The organism is Phenylobacterium sp., from assembly GCF_965229015.1.
GTDB lineage: Bacteria > Pseudomonadota > Alphaproteobacteria > Caulobacterales > Caulobacteraceae > Phenylobacterium.
On sequence record NZ_CBDDIM010000001.1, the window covers coordinates 3,113,901 to 3,134,831 of the forward strand.

Annotated in this window: 22 protein-coding genes; 12 read left to right on the forward strand and 10 right to left on the reverse strand. The window is 69.3% G+C overall.

The window, feature by feature from the left end:
- Positions 1-147 precede the first annotated feature (147 nt).
- Complete coding sequence (locus ACO06I_RS15680; protein ID WP_421933494.1) at positions 148-1,863, reverse strand: hypothetical protein; 1,716 nt, start codon at positions 1,861-1,863, stop codon at positions 148-150.
- A gap of 182 nt (positions 1,864-2,045) precedes the next feature.
- Here ACO06I_RS15680 and ACO06I_RS15685 point away from each other — a divergent pair, with 182 nt between their 5' ends.
- From ACO06I_RS15685 to ACO06I_RS15705, 5 genes are read left to right on the forward strand one after another with little or no spacing between them, the layout of a single operon-like run.
- Positions 2,046-2,753, forward strand: a complete 708-nt coding sequence (locus ACO06I_RS15685; protein ID WP_421933495.1) for a response regulator transcription factor — start codon at positions 2,046-2,048, stop codon at positions 2,751-2,753.
- On the forward strand, positions 2,722-4,323 hold the full coding sequence (locus ACO06I_RS15690) for a stimulus-sensing domain-containing protein (protein ID WP_421933496.1): 1,602 nt from the start codon (positions 2,722-2,724) through the stop codon (positions 4,321-4,323). The genes ACO06I_RS15685 and ACO06I_RS15690 overlap by 32 nt, the downstream gene beginning before the upstream one ends.
- Positions 4,320-4,805 carry an HPr kinase/phosphorylase gene (locus ACO06I_RS15695; protein ID WP_421933497.1) on the forward strand — a complete coding sequence of 162 codons (486 nt, stop codon included), beginning with the start codon at positions 4,320-4,322 and terminating at the stop codon, positions 4,803-4,805. Before ACO06I_RS15690 ends, ACO06I_RS15695 begins: the two co-directional genes overlap by 4 nt.
- Positions 4,806-4,815: 10 nt before the next feature.
- The gene (locus tag ACO06I_RS15700) at positions 4,816-5,220 is read left to right on the forward strand and encodes a PTS sugar transporter subunit IIA (RefSeq protein ID WP_421933498.1); all 405 of its coding nucleotides are present in this window, start codon (positions 4,816-4,818) and stop codon (positions 5,218-5,220) included.
- The gene (locus tag ACO06I_RS15705; RefSeq protein WP_421933499.1) at positions 5,217-5,489 is read left to right on the forward strand and encodes an HPr family phosphocarrier protein; all 273 of its coding nucleotides are present in this window, start codon (positions 5,217-5,219) and stop codon (positions 5,487-5,489) included. The genes ACO06I_RS15700 and ACO06I_RS15705 overlap by 4 nt, the downstream gene beginning before the upstream one ends.
- 209 nt (positions 5,490-5,698) lie before the next feature.
- Here ACO06I_RS15705 and ACO06I_RS15710 read toward each other — a convergent pair whose 3' ends face one another.
- The 4 genes from ACO06I_RS15710 to bioB all read right to left on the reverse strand — a co-directional run bounded on the left by ACO06I_RS15710 (position 5,699) and on the right by bioB (position 8,917).
- Positions 5,699-6,460, reverse strand: a complete 762-nt coding sequence (locus ACO06I_RS15710; RefSeq protein ID WP_421933500.1) for an ABC transporter permease — start codon at positions 6,458-6,460, stop codon at positions 5,699-5,701.
- Positions 6,457-7,419 (reverse strand): ABC transporter ATP-binding protein, encoded by a 963-nt coding sequence (locus tag ACO06I_RS15715; RefSeq protein WP_421933640.1) that lies wholly within the window; start codon positions 7,417-7,419, stop codon positions 6,457-6,459. Before ACO06I_RS15715 ends, ACO06I_RS15710 begins: the two co-directional genes overlap by 4 nt.
- Before the next feature lie 78 nt (positions 7,420-7,497).
- Complete coding sequence (locus ACO06I_RS15720; RefSeq protein ID WP_421933501.1) at positions 7,498-7,884, reverse strand: hypothetical protein; 387 nt, start codon at positions 7,882-7,884, stop codon at positions 7,498-7,500.
- 40 nt (positions 7,885-7,924) lie between these two features.
- Positions 7,925-8,917, reverse strand: a complete 993-nt coding sequence (gene bioB, locus ACO06I_RS15725) for a biotin synthase BioB (RefSeq protein WP_421933502.1) — start codon at positions 8,915-8,917, stop codon at positions 7,925-7,927.
- Positions 8,918-8,974: 57 nt separating this feature from the next.
- Here bioB and ACO06I_RS15730 point away from each other — a divergent pair, with 57 nt between their 5' ends.
- The 4 genes from ACO06I_RS15730 to ACO06I_RS15745 all read left to right on the forward strand — a co-directional run bounded on the left by ACO06I_RS15730 (position 8,975) and on the right by ACO06I_RS15745 (position 14,004).
- On the forward strand, positions 8,975-10,423 hold the full coding sequence (locus ACO06I_RS15730) for a CHAD domain-containing protein (protein ID WP_421933503.1): 1,449 nt from the start codon (positions 8,975-8,977) through the stop codon (positions 10,421-10,423).
- 97 nt (positions 10,424-10,520) lie between these two features.
- Positions 10,521-11,912 carry an adenosylhomocysteinase gene (ahcY, locus tag ACO06I_RS15735; protein ID WP_421933504.1) on the forward strand — a complete coding sequence of 464 codons (1,392 nt, stop codon included), beginning with the start codon at positions 10,521-10,523 and terminating at the stop codon, positions 11,910-11,912.
- Between the two features lie 125 nt (positions 11,913-12,037).
- A complete protein-coding gene (locus ACO06I_RS15740) occupies positions 12,038-12,883 on the forward strand; it encodes a PfkB family carbohydrate kinase (protein ID WP_421933505.1) in 846 nt (281 codons plus the stop codon).
- Positions 12,880-14,004: a serine hydrolase domain-containing protein gene (locus ACO06I_RS15745; protein WP_421933641.1), complete on the forward strand. Its 1,125-nt coding sequence runs from the start codon at positions 12,880-12,882 to the stop codon at positions 14,002-14,004. Before ACO06I_RS15740 ends, ACO06I_RS15745 begins: the two co-directional genes overlap by 4 nt.
- A 5-nt stretch (positions 14,005-14,009) precedes the next feature.
- Here ACO06I_RS15745 and rarD read toward each other — a convergent pair whose 3' ends face one another.
- Both rarD and ACO06I_RS15755 read right to left on the reverse strand, forming a co-directional pair.
- Positions 14,010-14,918, reverse strand: a complete 909-nt coding sequence (gene rarD, locus ACO06I_RS15750; RefSeq protein WP_421933506.1) for an EamA family transporter RarD — start codon at positions 14,916-14,918, stop codon at positions 14,010-14,012.
- 158 nt (positions 14,919-15,076) lie between these two features.
- Positions 15,077-16,108, reverse strand: coding sequence for an aspartate-semialdehyde dehydrogenase (locus ACO06I_RS15755; protein WP_304698244.1), 1,032 nt, complete (start codon positions 16,106-16,108; stop codon positions 15,077-15,079).
- 163 nt (positions 16,109-16,271) lie between these two features.
- On the opposite strand from ACO06I_RS15755, the gene ACO06I_RS15760 reads away from it, so the two are divergent.
- Entirely contained in the window at positions 16,272-16,676 is a 405-nt protein-coding gene (locus ACO06I_RS15760; RefSeq protein ID WP_421933507.1) for a PaaI family thioesterase, read from the forward strand.
- Here ACO06I_RS15760 and ACO06I_RS15765 read toward each other — a convergent pair.
- On the reverse strand, positions 16,673-17,767 hold the full coding sequence (locus ACO06I_RS15765; RefSeq protein ID WP_421933508.1) for a hypothetical protein: 1,095 nt from the start codon (positions 17,765-17,767) through the stop codon (positions 16,673-16,675). The genes ACO06I_RS15760 and ACO06I_RS15765 overlap by 4 nt on opposite strands.
- A gap of 2 nt (positions 17,768-17,769) precedes the next feature.
- Entirely contained in the window at positions 17,770-18,180 is a 411-nt protein-coding gene (locus ACO06I_RS15770; RefSeq protein WP_421933509.1) for an EVE domain-containing protein, read from the reverse strand.
- A 123-nt stretch (positions 18,181-18,303) separates the two neighbouring features.
- On the opposite strand from ACO06I_RS15770, the gene ACO06I_RS15775 reads away from it, so the two are divergent.
- Together ACO06I_RS15775 and ACO06I_RS15780 are read left to right on the forward strand one after the other, a co-directional pair.
- A complete protein-coding gene (locus ACO06I_RS15775; protein WP_421933510.1) occupies positions 18,304-19,230 on the forward strand; it encodes a bifunctional helix-turn-helix transcriptional regulator/GNAT family N-acetyltransferase in 927 nt (308 codons plus the stop codon).
- 36 nt (positions 19,231-19,266) lie between these two features.
- A complete protein-coding gene (locus ACO06I_RS15780; protein WP_421933511.1) occupies positions 19,267-19,866 on the forward strand; it encodes a DUF6134 family protein in 600 nt (199 codons plus the stop codon).
- Here the strand turns inward: ACO06I_RS15780 and leuB are convergent.
- Positions 19,863-20,915 (reverse strand): 3-isopropylmalate dehydrogenase, encoded by a 1,053-nt coding sequence (leuB, locus tag ACO06I_RS15785; protein ID WP_421933512.1) that lies wholly within the window; start codon positions 20,913-20,915, stop codon positions 19,863-19,865. The two genes, ACO06I_RS15780 and leuB, sit on opposite strands and share 4 nt — an antisense overlap.
- Between the last annotated feature and the right edge of the window lie 16 nt (positions 20,916-20,931).

A 20,931-nucleotide genomic window follows, 5' to 3' on the forward strand; every position in this document is an offset into this window, starting at 1 on the left:
TCCTGCACCTGATGGTGGCCCTGATCGACTTTCCGGCGGCCGGCAAGACCCGGCGTACGAGACCTGCCTCTCCCTGTCTCTCCACCCCGGCATGGCCGACGAGGACGTGGATCGGGTCGTGGGCGCCCTGGCCGAGGCGCTGCGGACCTAGGCCGCGGCCGCCGTCATGGCCGCCAGCAGCTGGCGGACCTGACCCATGCGCTCGGGCGCGCGGGCGAGTTCGGCGCGGGTGTCGTCGCGGCGGACCAGCTTCAGGGCCTCGGCGCGGGCGCGATCGGCGGTGGGGCCGGTGGGGGCGGTCTCGCCGATCGCCATCCGCAACAGCACCATCAGCCGGTGGACCGGGCCCTGGGCCGACTTGGCGACGATGGAGACCACCTTGGAGTCGGCCTCCACCAGGCCGCCGACCTCGCCGATCTTGCCCTGGATGGGGCCGTAGTCCTCCGCGGCCAGGCCGCTGCGGGCGGCCTGTTTCTGCAGCTTGGCGAGGACCTCGAGCTTCACGCCGGGCGAATCGGAGCTGAGGCGGAATTCCTTCTCGAAACGCATGCCGCTGACATTGGCGGCCAGGTAACGGCCGGCCTGGCGCTTGTTGGCGGCGCCGATGACGTTCTCCACCAGCCACATCAGGGCCTCGACCTCCTCGCGGCAGGACCTGTTGGTCCCGAGGTAGGACTCCACGAAGTCGCCGGTGACCAGCATCCGCGAGCGGGTGGTGAAGGCCTCCTGCACGTCGTCGAGGGAGAGCATGGTGCCGGCCGCGGCGGTGAGCGCCATGGCCAAGGCCCGCATGACGGCGATCTCGCCGGCGGCGTCGCTGGGCCGAAGGCGCCGGGGACCGGTGAGCTCGCGGACCACCCGCTTGGCGATGGCCAGGCGCACGGCGCCGAAGTCCTCGGTGGCCAGCCACTTGGCCAGGCGCTGGGCGGTCTCCGACAGGGGCGGCATCATCTTGGCCACCGAGGGCTCGATGCGCATCAGGCCCTCGACCGGCTCGCAGGCGGCCAGGCGGATCATCGCCGCCAGCCGGGCCCCGAGGTCGAGGTCCTTGCCGATGATGTCGTCCAGGCCCGACTTGGCGCCGAGGATCTCCGACAGGGGCTGCTCGATGACCGCCAGGGCCAGGCCCCGGGGCGGGCCGGTGACCGGGGCGGAGTCGGCCAGGTCCAGCAGGCGGGTGACCTTCTCGGTCCAGCTGCGGGCCGGGGCGATGGAGACCGCCACACCGGCGCCCAGCAGGTAGGCGCGCTCCGGATGCTGGGACACGCGTTCGGCGGCGCGGGCGAAGCCTTCCTTGTCGACATTGGGCAGCTCGCCCTTGCGGCTGTCCTTGAGCAGGCGCTCGATGGCCCGCTCCACCAGGCCCTGGAAGACGCGGATCAGCTCATGGACCGACAGGCCGCGGGCCTGGGCCTCGGGGATGGCGAGCTTCTGGATGGCGTGCTGCAGGTCGGTGCCCGACGCCTCCAGCTCCTCCACCAGGTCGGCGCGGTGCAGCAGCTCGAAGGGGGTGGCGCCCTTGCGCTCCAGGAAGCCCTCCAGCAGCCGGCCGATCCGGTCGCGGGCGTGGATGGTGTAGAGGTCCTGCGGGGTGACGCAGAGCGGGTCGTTGTCTTCCTTGACCTTGGATTTCTTCGGGGCCTCGCTGTTGCCGAGGTTCAGGATACCGATCGACTGGAACTCGCGGGTCTCCGGATCGAGGGTCTCCTTGGTGACGCGCACGGCGGCGGCCTTCTTGGCGGCCATCATCTCGTTGGCGGTCGCCAGCGCCCCGGCGCGGTTCTCGGTGGCCAGGTCGAGCACCCAGGCGCCGCCAGGCGTCTTCTTGCTGAAGACCTCGTAGTGAACCTGCGCGCCGCTCATGAAATCCCCCAAAGGAAGACCCATGTTCGCGCAACAAACTTAAAGCCAGTTTACTGCGACGATTCGGCGCGGTGGGCGCGGTGACGCGTTATAGGGATGGGGAGGTTTCCCCGCCCCATTGAGGCCACGCTATGGGGCGACTAGCTTGGCTGCTGCTTCCTGAAAGGAATTGATCCCCGATCATGGCTAAGATCACCCTGGTGGACGACGACGAGAACATCGTCACGTCGGTGAGCCTCGCCCTCGAAAGCCACGGCCACACGGTCAAGGCCTACTACGACGGCGCTGCGGGCCTCGCGGCCCTGGAGAACGACCCGCCCGACCTCGCCATCCTCGATGTGAAGATGCCCCGCATGGACGGCATGGAGGTGCTGCGCCGCCTGCGCCGGACCTCCGACCTGCCGGTGATCATCCTGACGTCCAAGGACGAGGAGATCGACGAGATCCTCGGCTTCAACCTGGGCGCCGACGACTACATGCACAAACCCTTCAGCCAGCGCCTGCTGATCGAACGGGTGAAGGCGGTGCTGCGCCGGGCCGGCGCCGACGCCGAGGAGGCGCTGGCCACGCCGGGCGACACCAGCGCGCGCGCCCTGAAGCGCGGCAAGCTGACCCTGGACCCCGCCCGCCACGACTGCCTGTGGGAGGGCAAGCCGGTGAAGCTGACGGTGACCGAGTTCCTGCTGCTGCAGTCGCTCGCCCAGCGTCCCGGCTTCGTGAAGAGCCGCGACAACCTGATGGACGCCGCCTACGACGATCAGGTCTATGTCGACGACCGCACCATCGACAGCCACATCAAGCGCATGCGGAAGAAGTTCCGCGAGGTCGACCCCGAGTTCGACGGCATCGAGACCCTTTATGGCGTCGGATACCGATACCGCGAGACCTGACCCGGGACGTCTGTCCTCATGGTTCGGGTGGCTGCCAGGCTCACGCCTGGGGCGGCTCATCATCGTGCTCAACCTGCTGGGCCTGACGATCCTGATCATCGGGGCCCTGGTGCTCAACGAGCTGCGCCGGGGCCTGGTGAACGCCCGGATCGACAGCCTGACCACCCAGGGCGAGCTGATGGCCACCATCATCGACCAGGCCGCCACGGTGGGCGAACCCCTGCCGTCGATGGACGGGGCCTACGCCAGCCAGATCCTGCAGCTGCTCTCCAACCCCCGCACCCAGCGGGCGCGGCTGTTCGACTCCAAGGGCCGGCTGATCGCCGACAGCTACTGGGTGGCCGACCGGGTGGAGTGGAAGGTGCTGCCGCCGGCCCGGCCCCGGGAGGACGACCCCGGATTCTCCCTGCAGTTCCGCTCCGAGCGCAAGCCCCCCGGACCGCAGCCGGGGGTTCAGAAGGCGCTGGCCCACGAGGTCGCCGAGGCCCTGGACGGCAAGCACTGGGCCGGCATGCGGGCCGGCGACGACGGCGAGCGGGTGGTCTCGGTCTCCATCCCCATCCAGCACGTCCAGGCCGTCCTCGGCGTCCTGACCCTGGAGGCCAGCGACGTCGACGAGATCATCGCCCGCGAGCGCCTGGCCCTGATCCCCTTCATCCTGATCGCCATCGGGGTGACGCTGGCCTCCTCCCTGCTGCTCAACAACCTGATCGCCCAGCCGGTGCGCCGCCTGGCGCGGGCCGCCGACCGGGTGCGGCTCAGCCGGGCCCGCTCCATCTCCCTGCCCGACATCGCCCGGCGCGACGACGAGCTGGGGGATCTGACCCGCTCCCTGCAGGACATGACCCACGTGCTCAGCGAGCGGATGGACGCCATCGAGCGGTTCGCCGCCGACGTGGCCCACGAGATCAAGAACCCGCTCACCTCCCTGCGCTCGGCGGTGGAGACCCTGGAGCTGGTGAAGGACCCGGCCGCCCGCGAGCGGCTGCTGGCCATCCTGCAGCAGGACGTCACCCGCCTGGACCGGCTGGTGACCGATATTTCGAACGCCTCCAGGCTGGACGCCGAGCTGTCGCGGGAGGACCCCAAGGCCTTCGACCTGGGCCACCTGATCGGCGAGGTGGTGCAGCTCTACCAGGACACCGCCAAGCCCGGGGAGGCTCGCGTGGCGTTCAGCGCCCAGGACACCCTGGAGCCGATCATGGTCTCCGGCCGCGAGGGGCCGCTGGGCCAGGTGTTCCGCAACCTGATCGACAATGCGCGCTCCTTCAGCCCCCGCGACGGCGAGGTCCGGGTGCGGCTGGAGCACGCCCGGGGCGAGGCCACCGTGGCGGTGGAGGACGACGGCCCCGGCATTCCGCCCGACAATCTCGAAACCGTGTTCGAGCGGTTCTACACCTCGCGGCCCAAGGGCGCGGCCTTCGGCGGCAATTCGGGCCTGGGCCTGTCCATCGCCCGCCAGATCGTCGCCGCCCAGGGCGGAACCATCCGGGCCGAGAACCGCCCCGGGCCCGACGGCCAGACCGCCGGCGCCCGCTTCACCGTGGTGCTGCCCGAGGCCCGCCGGTGATCCTCCATGCCGGTCTGATCGCGGCCTTCCGCGGCGGCCGCTGGCGCGGCGTCCTGATCGAGGGCGCCTCGGGAGCCGGCAAGAGCGACCTGGCCCTGCGTTGCCTGGACCGGGGCTTCCGCCTGGTGGCCGACGACCGGGTGACGCTCTGGACCTCCGGCGGCCGGCTCTACGGTCGGGCGCCGGAGACCCTGGCGGGGCGGATCGAGGCGCGCGGCCTGGACGTGGTGGCCGAACCGGCCCTGGCCTGGAGCGGCGTCGACCTGGCGGTGCGCTGCGGAACCCCGGAGCGGATTCCGGAACGGGCCTTTGTCACGCACCTCGGGTTGAGCGTGCCCCTGATAATGCTCGCGCCGCTTGAATCTTCGGCCCCTGTGAAACTGAGTCGCGCATTGCAGCATCTTGGAGGCGGCCAAGAAGGAGCGTATCTAGGCGGCCTCGCGGCCGGCGTTTCGCCGCCGCCGGGTGGGGATTCCCGTTGAGAGAGTTGGCATGATCGGCCTCGTGATCGTCACGCACGGGCGTCTGGCCGAGGAGTTCGTCTTCGCCATGGAGCATGTGGTGGGCCCGCAGACCGGGGTGGCCTCCATCTGCATCGGGCCGGACGACGACATGGAAAAGCGCCGCCAGGACATACTGGCGGCCTGCGGACGCGTGGATACCGGCGACGGCGTCATCCTGCTCACCGACATGTTCGGCGGCACGCCCTCGAACCTGGCCATCTCGGTGATGGAGCAGACCAAGGCCGAGGTGATCGCCGGGTTGAACCTGCCGATGCTGATCAAGCTGGCCAGCGTGCGCACCAAGCTGCCGCTGCAGGACTGCGTGGCCCACGCCCAGGAGGCCGGGCGCAAGTACATCTCCGTGGCCTCCTACGTGCTGGCCGGCGAGAAATGACGGCGAGCCGCTCGGTCGAGATCGTCAACAAACGAGGCCTGCACGCCCGGGCCTCGGCCAAGTTCGTCAAGATGGCCTCGACCTTCGACGCCGAGGTCACGGTCTGCAAGGACGGCCAGGTGGTGGACGCCCGCTCGATCATGGGCCTGATGATGCTGGCCGCCGGCCCCGGCGCCTGCATCGAGATCCAGGCCGACGGCGCCGAGGCCGAACCCGCCCTGGACGCCCTGGCCAAGCTGGTCGCCGACCGCTTCGACGAGGACGAGTAGGGTCGTCGGCCGGTCCGCGGTCGCGGTCCAGGTCGAAAGAAGATCGACCACGAACCTCACGAACAAGCAAAGGGTGTCATCCCGGTTTCCGCGCAGCGGAAGACCGGGACCCATACCCACCGATCTATCCTGAGAGCTCCGCGCATCTGGGTCCCGGCCCTCCGCTTCGCTGCGGCCGGGATGACACCAGAGGTTTGTCGCGTCCGCGACTAGGTCTTCAGCTTGTAGCCCGTGCGGAAGATCCAGGTGATGGCCGCCAGGCAGAGCAGCATGAAGCCGAAGGTGGCCGCCAGGCTGACGCCGACGCCGACGTCGGACTTGTCGTAGAAGGCCCAGCGGAATCCGGAGACCAGATAGACCACCGGGTTGAACAGGGTGATCTTCTGCCAGATCGGCGGCAGCATGCTGATGGAATAGAAGCTGCCCCCCAGGAAGGTGAGCGGCGTGACGATCATCATCGGCACGATCTGCATCTTCTCCCAGCCGTCGGCCCAGACCCCGATCACGAAGCCGAACAGGCAGAAGGTGACCGCCGTGAGCGCCAGGAAGGCGATCATCACGAAGGGGTGGGCGATGGAGAAGGGCACGAACAGCCTGGCCGTCGCCAGGATGATCAGCCCCAGGATCACCGACTTGGTGGCCGCGGCCCCCACATAGCCGATGACGATCTCGATCGGCGAGATCGGCGCCGACAGCACCTCGTAGATCGTGCCGGACCACTTGGGCATGTAGATGCCGAAGGAGGCGTTGGAGATGCTCTCGGTCAGGATCGACAGCATGATCAGGCCCGGCACGATGAAGGCGCCGTAGCTGACCCCGTCGATCTGGGTCATCCGCGAGCCGATGGCCGAGCCGAAGACGATGAAATAGAGCGAGGTGGAGATCACCGGCGAGGCGATGGACTGCAGCACCGTGCGCCAGGTGCGGGCCAGTTCGAACTGATAGATGGCGCGGATCGCATAGAGGTTCATCGCGGGGCCCTCACCAGGCTGACGAAGATTTCCTCCAGCGAGCTCTGGCTGGTCTGGAGGTCCTTGAAGTCGATGCCGTGGCCGGCCAGGCGGCGCAGCAGGTCGGCGATGCCGGTCTCTTCGCTCTGGGTGTCGAAGGTGTAGACCAGCTCGGAGCCGTCCGCCGACAGCTCGAGGGGCTCGCCGGCCAGTTCCTTGGGCAGGGCCGTGAGCGGCGCCTGGAGGTGCAGGGTGAGCTGCTTCTTGCCCAGCTTCTGCATGAGGACGTCCTTGTCCTCCACCAGGATCAGCTGGCCGTTGCTGATCACCCCGATCCGGTCGGCCATCTCCTCGGCCTCCTCGATATAGTGGGTGGTCAGGATGATGGTGACGCCGCTGTCGCGCAGGCCCCGGACCATCTCCCACATGTCGCGGCGCAGCTCGACATCGACGCCGGCGGAGGGTTCGTCGAGGAACAGGATCTGCGGCTCGTGGCTCAGCGCCTTGGCGATCATCACCCGGCGCTTCATGCCCCCCGACAGGGCCATGATCTTGGAGTCCTTCTTGTCCCACAGGGAGAGCTGGCGAAGGATCTTCTCGATATAGGCCGGGTTGGGCGCCTTGCCGAACAGGCCGCGGCTGAACTTCACCGTGTCCCAGACGCTCTCGAAGGCGTCGGTGGAAAGCTCCTGGGGCACCAGGCCGATCTTGGCGCGGGCGGCGCGATAGTCGGTGACGATGTCGTGGCCGTCGGCCAGGACCTGGCCCGAGCCCGGATTGACGATGCCGCAGATGATGCTGATCAGCGTCGTCTTGCCGGCCCCGTTGGGCCCCAGCAGGGCGAAGATCTCGCCGCGGCGGATGTCCAGGTCGATGGTCTTCAGGGCCTGGAAGCCCCCGGCATAGGTCTTGGAAAGACCCTTCACGGATATGATCGGCTGCACGGAGGCTCCGGGGTCGTTCGAGGGTCCCCGCCAGATAGGGGCGGGCGATGGGTCAAGCTAGTCCGCAGGACGAATTAGGATCGCCCGGCCCGACATCGGCCAAGGATTCATCGGTCAGACGCCGGATTCTGTCAGCAGCCGCCCAAGACGCTTGGGCGCCATGGCGACATAGCTCTGGCGTATCCAGCCCTTCAGGGTGTCCAGCTCGGCCAGGATGTCGTCGTCGGCGCCGAAGTGGGCGATGGCCCACTTGTTCTGGCGATACCACCCCGCCCGCTCGCGCACGAAGGGCAGGAGCTGCGCCATCTCGTAGGAGATCGGCAACTTCACGGTGAGCGTCAGGGCGTCGACGGGCTCGGCCCGGTCGCCGAATACGGCGAAGGTCTTGCCCCGCACCCGCAGCCAGCGCGAGACCGTCGGACCGGGCGCGAGATCGGTCTCCGGCAGGCTCAGGCCGTAGGCGGTCAGTTCGGCTTCGGCCTGTTGGTGCGGCGTGGGCATGGCGGCGAAATTACCACCGCCCACGCCCTTGCGAAAAGTCCTAGGCGCTGACGCCCATGGTCATCGGCTTCAGGCCCAGGTCGGCCATCAGGGCCGCGTCGGTGTCCTTGTCCGGGTTGGCGGTGGTGAGCAGCCTGCCGCCGATGAACATGGAGTTGGCGCCGGCCAGGAAGCACAGGGCCTGGAGCTCGCGGCTCATGTGCTCGCGGCCGGCCGAGAGCCGCACCACGGTCTTGGGGCAGAGGATGCGGGCCACGGCGATCATGCGGACGAACTCGATGCCGTCCACCGGGGTGGAGTCCCCGAGCGGGGTGCCGGGGATGGGCATCAGGTCGTTGATGGGCAGGCTGTCGGGATGGGCCGGCAGGGTGGCGAGCGCGTGCAGCAGGCCGGCGCGGTCGCGGCGGGTCTCCCCCATGCCGACGATCCCGCCGCAGCAGGTGGACATGCCCACCGAGCGAACGGCCTCCAGGGTGTCGAGGCGGTCCTGGTAGGTGCGGGTGGTGACCACCTTGTCGTAATAGTCCGGGCCGGTGTCGAGGTTGTGGTTGTAGTAGTCGAGGCCGGCGTCCTTCAGGGACTGGGCCTGGTCGCGGGTCAGCATGCCCAGGGTCGCGCAGGTCTCCAGGCCCAGCGCCTTCACCCCGGCGATCATGGCCGCCACCTTGGGCACGTCGCGGTCCTTCAGGTCGCGCCAGGCCGCCCCCATGCAGAAGCGCTGGGCCCCGCCGGCCTTGGCCTCGGTCGCCGCGGCGATCACGGTGTCGGCCTCCAGCAGCTTGCTGGCGGTGGTGGAGGTCTTGAAGTGCTGGGACTGGCTGCAATAGCCGCAGTTCTCGGGACAGCCGCCGGTCTTCACGCTCAGCAGCTGGGAGAGCTGGACCTCGGTGGGGTCGAACCACGCCCGGTGGACTTGCGCGGCGCGGAACACCAGGTCCATGAACGGCAGCTCGAAGAGCGCCTCCACCTCGCCCAGCGACCAATCGTGCCGCGGTTGCGTTTCATCAAGGACGGGATTGAAGGGGGCGTTCATGGTGCACTCCTCGGGTCTGGGCGCCCATTTTGAGTCGGGCACGGGAGCATGTAGCGCATGGGCGCCGACGAGATCGAGTTGAAGTTCCTGTGCGAGCCGCAGGATGTGCCCGCCCTGCTGGCCGCCGCCCCCATCGGGGAGGCCGAGACCAAGCACCTGACAGCCGTCTATTTCGACACCCCGCAGGGCCATCTTAAGGCCGGCCACATCTCGCTGCGCCTGCGCGAGAGCAACGGAAAACGAGTCCAGACCCTGAAGCGCGGCGACGGATTCGCCCGCGAGGAGCACGAGGCCAGGGTCGCCGGCGACATGCTGGACCTCACCATGCCGGCGGTGAAGGCGGCCCTGAAACCCGCCCAGCGCAAGGCGCTCGCGCCGGTCTTCACCGTCCGCGTCACTCGCCAGCAGCGGACCTTCAGCTATGAAGGGGCTCAGATCGAGCTGGCCCTGGACCAGGGGGAGATCGCCACCGACGACCGCCGCCGCACCCTCTGCGAGCTGGAGCTGGAGCTGAAGTCCGGCGATCCGGCGGCCCTGTTCGCGCTGGCCCGCCAGCTTTCGCTGACCGCGCCGCTCTATCTGTCCTTCGACGGCAAGGCGACCCAGGGCCAGGGGCTGCGCGCCGGGACCCTTCACGAGCCGCGGCGGCACGACAAGGCGCCCCTGAGGCGCGGCGGAACCGCTGGGGAGGCCTTCCAGACCATCGCCCGCAACGCCCTGGTGCAGATCGCCGCCAACGGCGTGGTGCTGCGGGAGGTGGACGGCGAAGACGCCCTGCACCAGCTGCGGGTGGCGGTCCGCCGGATGCGCAGCGCCATGAGCACCTTCAAGTCGGTGGTGGAGGACACCCGGGTCCGGCACCTGAAGGCCGAGCTGAAATGGCTGTCGCGGGCCTGCGACGAGGCGCGCGACCTGGACGTCTTCAGCCACGACAACGCCGCCCTGGTGGGGGAGGACGCGCCCCTGTCGCCGCGGGTGGCCGCCGCCCGCGCCCAGGCCCACGCCAAGGCCGCCGCCGCCGTGGCCTCCAAGCGCTTCCGCGACCTGGTGCTGGAGACCTCGGCCTGGGTGGAGACCGGCGCCTGGCGCGACGAGGCCAGCCGCCATGCCCGCCGCTCGGCCCGCGACTTCGCCGCCAAGGCCCTGGAGCGCCGCTGGAAGAAGGTGCTTCGCCTGGGAAAGGACCTGCAGAAGCTGGACGATCCCGGCCGCCACCGGGTGCGGATCGCCGCCAAGAAGCTGCGCTACGCCGCCGAGGCCTTCGCGCCCCTGTTCGGCCCCGAGCCCGGCCGGCGGTTTATCAAGCGGCTGAAGGCCCTGCAGGACAGCCTGGGCGCCCTCAACGACAGCGCCGTGGCCGCCACCCTGGTGGCCCGCCTGGCGCCCGACGACGCCCCCGCCGCCCGCGACCTGATGGCGGCGCGCGAGGCCGCCCGCCCCAAGGCCCTGAAGACCGCCGCCAAGGAAATGGCCAAGCTGGCCCAGGCGCCCGTCTTCTGGCGTTAAGCCTGCTCATATAAAGATATCTTTATACGTTGGTTGCAGGGTCGCTCTCGCGCGGCTATAGAGCCCGCAAAGCATATTGCGCCGACAGGACACCCCGATGACCGACTATGTCGTGAAAGACATCACCCTCGCCGACTTCGGTCGCAAGGAAATCGCTATCGCCGAAACCGAGATGCCGGGCCTGATGGCCGTGCGCGCCGAGTTCGGCAAGGCCCAGCCCCTGAAGGGCGCCCGCATCGCCGGCTCCCTGCACATGACCATCCAGACCGCGGTCCTGATCCAGACCCTGGAAGCCCTGGGCGCGGAGGTCCGCTGGGCCTCCTGCAACATCTTCTCCACCCAGGACCACGCCGCCGCCGCCATCGCCGCGGCCGGCACCCCGGTCTTCGCCATCAAGGGCGAGAACCTGGTGGAGTACTGGGAATACGCCCACCGCATCTTCGAGTGGCATGACGGCGGCTACCCGAACCTGATCCTCGACGACGGCGGCGACGCCACCCTGCTCTGCGTGCTGGGCCCCAAGGCCGAGAAGGACATCTCCGTCCTGGCCAACCCGCAGAACGAGGAAGAGGAAGCCCTCTTCGCGGTGATGAAGCGCTACATCAAGGAGAAGCCGGGCTTCTATTCGGCCATCCGCGACGCCTGCAAGGGCGTGTCGGAAGAGACCACCACGGGGGTCCACCGCCTCTACCAGATGTCGGAACGCGGCGAGCTGCCCTTCCCCGCCATCAACGTCAACGACAGCGTCACCAAGTCCAAGTTCGACAACCTCTATGGCTGCCGTGAAAGCCTGGTGGACGCCATCCGCCGCGGCACCGACGTGATGCTCTCGGGCAAGGTCGCGGTGGTCCTGGGCTACGGCGACGTGGGCAAGGGCTCGGCGGCCTCCCTGCGCAACGGCGGCGCCCGGGTCATCGTCACCGAGATCGACCCGATCTGCGCCCTGCAGGCGGCCATGGAGGGCTACGAGGTCCAGACCATGGAAGACGTCGCCGACAAGGGCGACATCTTCGTCACCGCCACCGGCAACAAGGACGTTCTCACCGTCGACCACATGCGTCGGATGAAGAACAACGCCATCGTCGCCAATATCGGCCACTTCGATAGCGAAATTCAGGTCGCCGGCCTGAAGAACTTCAAGTGGGACAAGATCAAGGATCAGGTCCACCACGTCGAATTCCCCGACGGCAAGAAGATCATCCTGCTGTCGGAAGGCCGCCTGGTGAACCTCGGCAACGCCACCGGCCACCCCAGCTTCGTGATGAGCGCCTCCTTCACCAACCAGACGCTCGCCCAACTTGAGCTGTGGACCAATGGCGCGAAGTACGAAACCAAGGTCTATACCTTGCCCAAGCACCTCGATGAGAAGGTGGCCATGCTCCACCTGGGCAAGCTCGGCGCCAAGCTGACCACGCTTTCCAAGGAGCAGGCCGACTATATCGGCGTGCCCACGGCCGGGCCGTTCAAGCCCGACCATTACCGCTACTAGGTCTTCCTCTTCGTCATCCCCCGGCGCCGGCGTATCTCCAGTCCGCCGAGCCCCCCAAGCGCCGGGGGATGACGTTTTCGTTCTAGCGCTAGCGCAGCCCAGAGGGCTCGGCTAACAAACCGGCCATGCCGCTCGCGCTCGTCATCTCCAGTCATGTCGCCGCCAGCCGGGTCGGGGGCGCCGCCCAGGCCCAGGCCCTGGCGCCGTTCCGCATCGACACCATGGTGGTTCCCACCGTCCTCTATGGCCGCCACCCCGGCTGGGGCGCGCCCGGCGGCGCGTCCGTGCCCGTCGAGGCCATCGAGGGCATGCTGGACGGCATCGAGGCCAACGGGCTGTTCGCCCAGACCGACCTGGTGCTCACCGGCTACTTCGCCTCCGCCGCCCAGGTGCGCGCCGCGGCCCGGGCCATCGACGCCGTGCGCGCCGCCCCGCGGGAGGCCGGCGCCCGCAAGCCCATCATCATCATCGACCCCACCATCGGCGACGCCGGCAAGGGACTCTATGTCGCCGCCGACGTGGCCGAGGCGGTGATCAGCGACCTGGTCCCCCGCGCCGACATCGTCGCCCCCAACGCCTGGGAGCTGCAGCGCATGACCGGCGCCGAGACCCGCGACCCCACCCAGGCCCTGCACGCCGCCCGCCTGCTGGGCCGGCCGGTGATGGTCTCCTCGGTGCAGCGCGGCGGCGAGATCGGGGTGATCTACGCCGACAAGAAGGAGGCCTGGCTGGCCGCCCACCCGCGGGCCGATAGCGCCCCCAAGGGCACCGGTGATTTGCTCTCGGCCCTGTTCGGCGCGGCCCTGATCGATGGGCTCACCACCTCCTATGCCCTGGCCCGCGCCGTCGGCGGCGTGGCCGAGACCATCAGCGCCGCCCAGATCTGGAACGTCGCCGAGCTGCCCATCGTGGCCATGTCCCAGCGGCTGAAGGCCGCCTCCCCCACCGTGCGCATGGAGCGTCTGGCCTGACCGAGATCTTCGGAACCTGCGCCCCGGCCTTCTTCGCGGTCCGGGAGGCTTTCGAGGCCAATTTCGAGCAGGGGCTGGAGTTGGGCGCGCGGTTCTCCCTGGTCCGCAAGGGCGAGGTGCTGGTGGACCTCTGGGCGGGCTATGCCGACCGCCAGCGGACCCGGGCCTTCGACGACACGACCCTCACCGCCATCTTCTCCAGCACCAAGGCCATCGCCGCCCTGCTGATCGCCCGGCTGGTGGACGCCGGAAAGCTGGACTACGGCCAGACCGTCGCCAGCGTCTGGCCCGAGTTCGCCCAGGCCGGCAAGGGCGCCATCACCGTCGAGCAGGTGATGAGCCACCAGGCCGGCCTCTCCGGCTTCCCCGACCCCATGGAGCCGTCGCTCTGGTTCGACTGGGAGGCCATCTGCGCCAAGCTGGCGGCCATGGCCCCCCTGTGGGCGCCGGGAACCGCCAGTGGCTACCACCCGGTCACCTTCGGCTACCTGGCCGGCGAGATCTTCCGCCGGGTGGATGGCCGCACCATGGGGACGGCCTTGCGCCAGGACCTGGCGGTCCCCTTCGACCTGGACCTGTGGATCGGCCTGCCGGATTCCGAGCACGGCCGCGCGGCCGACATGCAGCGCCCCAACGGCCCGGCCAGGTTCGGCGAGATCAACGAAGCCACGCGGGCGGCCTTCCTCACCCCCTGGTCCTCGGCCGGCGGCGGCGGCCAGGCGGAGTGGCGGCGCACGGAAATTCCGTCGGCCAACGGCCACGCCACGGCCCTGGCGCTGGCCCGCCTGTTCGGGGCGCTCGCCGATGACGGCTGGCTGGACGGGGAGGTGATCCTGTCGCCGGCCCTGATCGCCGAGGCGTCACGGGAACGCATCCGCGGCCAGGACCTGGTGCTGCCCTTCGAGATGAGCTGGGGGGCGGGCTTCATGCGCAACGCCCCGGTGAAGGTCTGGGGACCGGGGGAGCAGACCTTCGGCCACTCCGGCTGGGGCGGCTCCTGCGTCTTCGCCGACCCGGAGACCAGTCTGGCGGGGGCCTATGTCATGAACCGCCAGTCCACCGATCTGATCGGCGACCGCCGCCCCAGGGCCCTGATCGAGGCGGCCTACGGGTCGCTTTAGATCCCCTAGGCCACCACCGGACTCGGGAGGGCGCGGCTGCGGCGCCAGGCGCCGTAGGTGAAGACCGCCGCCCCGCCCCAGATGAAGGCGAAGGAAATGGCCCGCAGGGGGGTGAAGGCCTCCCCCTGGCTGACGCCGATGACGAAGCCGATGGTGGGGCCGATGAACTGCAGGAAGCCCATGAAGGAGAGCGGGATCCGGCGGGCGGCCCAGGAGAACAGCACCAGCGGCACCGCCGTGATCGGTCCCGAGGCGATCAGCCAGGCGATGGTGGCCGGCGACGCCAGGAAGTGGCCGCCGCCCTGGTGCTGCAGCCACATCACGAAGACGAAGCTGGGGATCGCCAGCAGCAGGCACTCGATGAACAGGCCGGTCTGGGCGTCGGCCGCCACCTGCTTGCGCACCACCCCATAGCCGCCGAAGGAGAGGGCGAGCGCCAGCGAGACCAGGGGCAGGTGGCCGAGCGCCACGGCCTGGATCACCACGCCCACCACCGCGAAGGCGATGGCGGCGACCCCGATGCGGTCCATGCGCTCGCGGAAGATCAGGGTCCCGGCGGCCATGTTGATCAGGGGGGTGATGTAGTAGCCGAGGCTGGATTCCAGCACCCGGCCGGAATTGACCGCCCAGATGAAGACGATCCAGTTGGCGGCGATCAGCCCCGCCGACAGGGTGAGCCAGGCCAGCACCTTGGGCTGACGGAACACCGCCACCGCCTGGCGCCACTGCTTGGCCAGCAGCACGAAGATCAGGGCGGTGGGCGCGCCCCAGATGGTGCGATGGGCGAGCGTCTCCCAGGGGCCGACGCCGAGGTGGCCGATGGCCTGGAAGGCCAGCGGCACGAAGCCCCAGATGAAGTAGCAGAGGATGCCCGCGCCGAGCGCCGTGCGGTTGATCTGGGCGGAGTCGGTCACGGGCGGGCTTTCGAAGCGTCAGCGCAACGGCGGGTTGCTTACCTAGGCGCCATGGCGGCGACGGCAAGAGCCTTTCGCGCAAACCCTCGCGGAGTCCGGACGGCGTATTGCGGCCCCACCTCCTCTCCCGCTTGGGGGAGGGGAGGTGTTCTCAGCGACTAGGCGATCAGCTTGGTCTTGATCAGGCCGCGCTCGTGCAGGAGCTGGGCGATCTGGACGGCGTTCAGCGCCGCGCCCTTGCGCAGGTTGTCGGCCACGACCCAGAGGTTCAGGCCGTGCTCGACGGTGGGGTCGTTGCGGATGCGGCTGACGAAGACCGGGAACTCGCCCTGGGCCTCCTTGGGGGTCATGTAGCCCTGGTCGTTGCGGCTATCGATGACGATCAGGCCGGGGCTCTCGCGCAGCAGGTCGCGGGCCTCGTCCTCGTCCAGGTGCTCGTGGAACTCGATGTTCACGGCCTCGGAGTGGCCGACCATCACGGGCACGCGCACGCAGGTGACCGTCAGCTTGATGGCCGGGTCGATCATCTTGTGGGTCTCGTTCCACATCTTCTGCTCTTCGTCGGTGTAGCCGTCGTCCTGGAACGACCCGATGAAGGGGATGACGTTGAAGGCGATCTGCTTGGGGAACTTCTTGGGCGGGGTCGCCCCTAGGACGAAGACGTTCTTGGTCTGGTCGAACAGCTCGTCCATGCCTTCCTTGCCGGCCCCGGAGACCGACTGGTAGGTCGAGACCACCACCCGCTTGATCTTCGCCCGGTCATGCAGGGGCTTGAGCGCCACCACCAGCTGGGCCGTCGAGCAGTTGGGGTTGGCGATGATGTTCTTCTTGTGCGCCCAGAGCACGTCGTCGGGGTTCACCTCCGGCACCACCAGGGGCACGTCGGGGTCCATCCGGAAGGCCGAGGAATTGTCGATGACGATGGGGCCGGCGGCGCCGATCTTCGGCGACCACTCCTTGGAGAAGGAGCCGGACACGCTCATCAGCACGATGTCGACGGTCGAGAAGTCGAACTGCTCGATGTCCTGGCACTTGATGATCTTCTCGCCGAAGGCGACCTCGAGCCCGATGGACTTGCGGCTGGCGATGGCGTGGATCTTGTCGATGGGGAATTGAACTTCCTCAAGGATGTTCAACATTTCGCGGCCCACATTACCCGTGGCGCCGACGACGGCTACGCGGTAGCCCATCGGGGTCTCTCCTCATCTTCAAGCGGAGCGTTCCGTTACGCTCCTGAGCCCGAAATCGCAAGCTGGGCGCACCGCGTTGCGGCTGTCTGACCCACCAGGTCATGGACGGCGGGCCGCAGCCGCCTATCGTGGCGGGCAAGAAAACGACTCACGAGGAAACCCCATGACCCCCAACTCCGGCATGCCCTTCGCCAACCTGATGGGGGTGGAGATCGTCGAGCGCGCGAAGGACAAGGTCGTGGGTCGCCTGCTGGTCCGGCCCGACCTCTGCACGGCGGGGAACATCCTGCACGGCGGCGCCTTCATGGCCTTCGCCGACGCGCTCGGGGCCGTCGGCGGTCACCTCAACCTGGTCCCCGGATCGCGGACCACCACCATCGAAAGCAAGACCAACTTCCTGGGCTCGGCCAAGGAGGGGACGACGGTGATCGGCGAATCCACCCCCCTGCACATCGGCCGCTCCTCCAGCGTCTGGCAGACCCGCATCACCGGCGAGGACGGCAAGCTGGTGGCCATCGTCATCCAGACCCAGATGACCGTGCCCCTGGCGGAAAAGGCGGCGTCCTAGCCCTTGCCGGGCTTCGGCGCCCGGCAGGCCCCAGACACCTGGTCGGCGCTCACGGCCTGCCCCGCGTCCAGGGCCGCGAACAGAGGGCGGAAATCGCAGGACCGGCCGTTGGCCAGGCCGCGGCCGGTGGCGAACAGGCCCTTGCGGTTGAAGAGGTTCACCGCGAACTCGTCGGAGCCGACATAGGCCCGCAGGAAGGCCAGGACCAGCAGCTCCCGGTCGGGACCTTGCGTCTCGCCCTCGGCGATCATCGTGCGCCAGACCGCGCAATTGGCCTGGCCGTCCCAGACGTGGCCCGGCGCCAGGTTGGGGCGCTTGGCGGTGGGAATGGCGCAGGGGGTGTCGTTCTTCATGGCCACGAAGGCCGCCGCCGTGCGGGCGCGGGAGGTGAAGTCGAGATCCCGCGTCTCCCCGGCCTTGAAGGTGGCCAGCTTGGCCATCACCGCCTCGATCTCCTCGAGGTAGCGGGCCCCGGCCTGGACCCGCATGTCGTAGAAGAAGGCGTATTCCGCGAAGCGCGGCTGTGGCCGGCTCTGCAGAGTGGCGGCCCACCGGGTCGCCAGGTTCCAGGCCGAGGCGCGGAATACCTGCTCGCCGGCGTCCTGGGCGGCCACCACAGCCGGGTCGCCGAGGAACCCCTGAAGCTCGATGGCCAGGGCCGGGTCGATGACCCCGTCGGTCTGCACCGAACGGGCCCAGGCCAGGGCCTCGGGCCGGGTCAGGGGATCGCGGGACAGCCGGGCGTATTTCACGAAGTCCGCGCCGTGGAAGGGCATGTCGGCGGCGGCCAGGGCGTCGGCCTCGGGCACCTTGTCGATCAGGTCGGCGATGGTCCCCTGGCCGAAGTTCCACTGCAGGGCCCCCACCGACAGGCCCTGCCTGTCCCGGTCGCCGGCCAGGGTGGTGTAGACCGCCAGGCTCGACGGCGCGGCGGTCTCCAGCAGCCGCGTCATCATCGAGGAGGCCTGGGCCCAGGCGGGGGGCGGGGCGGCCGGGACGGCCGGGGGCTCGGGGGCGGGCTCGACCGGCTGGGCCCGCGCCGCGCCCGCCAGGCAGAGGGCCAAACCCAGTCCGGCCCAGAGCCGCGACATCCTCAGGCCTCGCCGGCCATGGCCAGGATCGCCTTCCATTCGGCCGGCTCCACCGGGCAGACCGACAGGCGGAACTGCTTGAACATCTTCATCTCGGCCAGCGCCGGATCGGCCTTCATCTGAGCCAGGGTGACGGGCTTCTTCAGCGCCCGGACCGGGACCACCTCCACGGCCACGAAGCGGCCCGCCGGGTCGCTGGGGTCGAGGAAGGCCTCGCGGGAGACCCTGCAGATCCCCACCACCTCCAGCCCCTTCTGGGAATGGTAGAACAGCGCCTCGTCGCCCAGCTTCATGGCCTTCAGATAGAGGGCGGCCTGGTTGTTGCGCACCCCGTCCCAGACGGTCTTCCCGTCGCGGACCAGGTCCTCATAGCTGAACTTCTCGGGCTCGGACTTCATCAGCCAGTGGGCCATCGGCGCATTCCCTCAAATCCTGGCCACGATATCGCCGGCGCCGGCGACGCTTGGCAAGCGCCCAGGATATAGTTGACTCCGTCAAATACATGCCGTTTCCTTCAGGCCTGGAAGGAGCCCGCCATGACCCCGAGCCCACCCGATCCCGTCGCCGCCATCCGCGGCTTCAACCGCTTCTACACCCGCCGGATCGGGGTGCTGGAGGAGGCCTATCTGGGCACGCCCCTGAGCGTCGCCGAGGGCCGGGTGCTCTACGAGATCGCCCAGGCGCCGGACGGCCTGACGCCCAAGGCCATCCGTGGGATCACCGGCCTGGACGCAGGCTATCTCTCGCGGATCCTCAAGCGGTTCGAGCGGGAGGAGCTGACCGCGCGCGCCCCCTCCCCGGAGGACGGGCGCAGCATCACCATCACCCTGGCGCCCAAGGGCGCCGAGACCTTCGCGGGTCTGAACGCCGCGTCGGATGAGGTGGTGGCCAGGATGATCGCGGGGCTCGACGGACCCCAACGCGAGCGCCTGACCCGGGCGGTGACCGAAATCCAGGGTCTGTTGGAGGCGCCCGCCACGCCGGACGTGATCCTGCGCCCGCATCGGCCGGGCGACATGGGCTGGATCATCGCCCAGCACGGCGAGGTCTATACGCGGGAATATGGCTGGGACAGCCGCATCGAGTCGCTCACCGCCCGGGTCTGCGCCGACTTCCTCGACAACTTCGATCCCGCCCTGGAACGATGCTGGATCGCCGAACGCGGCGGCGAGCGGCTGGGCTCGATCTTCCTGGTCAAGGGCGAGGCCCCCGGCCAGGCCAAGCTGCGCCTGCTGATGCTCACCCCCGCGGCCCGCGGCCTGGGCCTGGGCAAGCGGCTGGTGGCCGAGTGCGTCGCCTTCGCCCGGGCGGCCGGCTACCGCGAGGTGGTGCTCTGGACCCATGCGGTCCTGACCGCCGCCCGCGGCATCTACGCCGCCGCCGGCTTCGAACTGATCGAGACCTGGACCCACGCCGATCTCGGCCCCGAGCAGGTGTCGGAGACCTGGCGGCTGACCCTCTGAGCGCATCTGCGGCCCGGTTCGGCCCGTAGGTTCGACATGATCGATCGACGCCTCCTGCTCGCCGGCGGCCTGGCCGCCCTGCCCGGCCTCGCCCGCGCCGCCGCGCCCGCCAGCCGCCGCCTGACCTTCACCGTCCTGCGCAACGGGGCGAGGATCGGCGAGCACCTGATGAGCTTTTCGGGCGACCCGGCCTCCCCCACCGTCACCACCGAGGTGCGCATGACCGTGAAGCTCGGTCCCGTGCCGGTGTTCCGCTATCGCCACCACGCCGTGGAGCGCTGGAGCGGCGGCCGCTTCGCCGGCCTGGAGACCACCACCGACTCCAACGGCAAGGCCGAACGGGTCTCCGCCCGCCGCACCGAGGGCGGCGTCGTCATCGAGACCGCCAAGGGCCGGATCAACGGGCCGGCGGGCGCGCGGCCCTTCACCCACTGGAACCCGGAGGTCTTCTCAGGCCCCCTGTTCAATCCCCAGGAGGGCAAGCTGCTGAAGGTGACCGCCCGCAAGGTCGGGCCCCGCCAGTGGGCCGTGCGCGGCGAGGCGGAGATCGACGACTTCTATGACGAGGCCGGGGTGTGGAGCGCCCTGAAGGGCAAGCTCCAGGACGGCTCGATCCTGGAGTACCGGCGGGTCTAGAGCGCCGCCAGGACCGCGTCGCCCATCTGCACCGTGGTCAGCGCCCCGCCGAGATCCCGGGTCCGGGCGCCGTCCTCCAGGGCCTTGTTGACCGCGGCGAACAGTCTGTCGGCCAGGTCGGTGCGGTCCAGGGACCAGCGCAGGGCCATCTCGAAGGAGAGGATGGCGGCCAACGGATTGGCCACGCCCTGGCCGGCGATATCCGGCGCCGAGCCGTGGATGGGCTCATAGAGGCCGGGCTTGCCCGCCACGCCCAGCGCCGCCGACGGCAGCATGCCCAGGGACCCGGTGAGCTGGGCCGAGATGTCCGACAGGATGTCGCCGAACAGGTTGTCGGTGACCATGACGTCGAACTGCTTGGGGTTCTTGACGATCTGCATGGCCGCGTTGTCGGCCAGGATGTGCTCCAGCTCGACATCGGCATAGTCGCGGGCGTGCAGGTCGGTGACCACCTGGCGCCAGAGCAGGCCGGAATCCATCACGTTGGACTTCTCGGCCGAGGTCACCTTGTTGCGGCGGCCGCGCGCCAGTTCGAAGGCGACCCGGGCCACCCGCTCGATCTCGGCGGTGGTGTAGACCTGGGTGTCGACGGCGCGCTTGCCGCCGCCCGGCAGGTCCTCGATGAAGCGTGGGCTGCCGAAATAGATGCCGCCGGTGAGCTCGCGGACGATCATGAAGTCCAGGCCCTCCACCACCTCGCGCTTGAGGCTGGAGGCGTCGGCCAGGGGCTGGAAGCACAGGGCCGGGCGCAGGTTGGCGAACACCTCCATGCCGGCGCGCAGGGCCAGCAGGCCGGCCTCGGGCCGCTTGTCGCGGGGAACCCCGGCCCATTGCGGGCCGCCGACCGCCCCCATCAGCACCGCGCGGGAGGCTTTCGCCGTCGCCAGGGCCTCGTCGGTGAGCGGGGTCCCATGGGCGTCATAGCTCGCCCCTCCGAACAGCCGCTCATCGAGGGTGAGCTCAGGCGCCAGCACCTCGGCGACGCGGCGCACCTGGGCGGTCACTTCGGGTCCGATGCCGTCGCCCGGCAGGAGGAGGAGATCGGTCATGTCAGGAGCCTTGGAG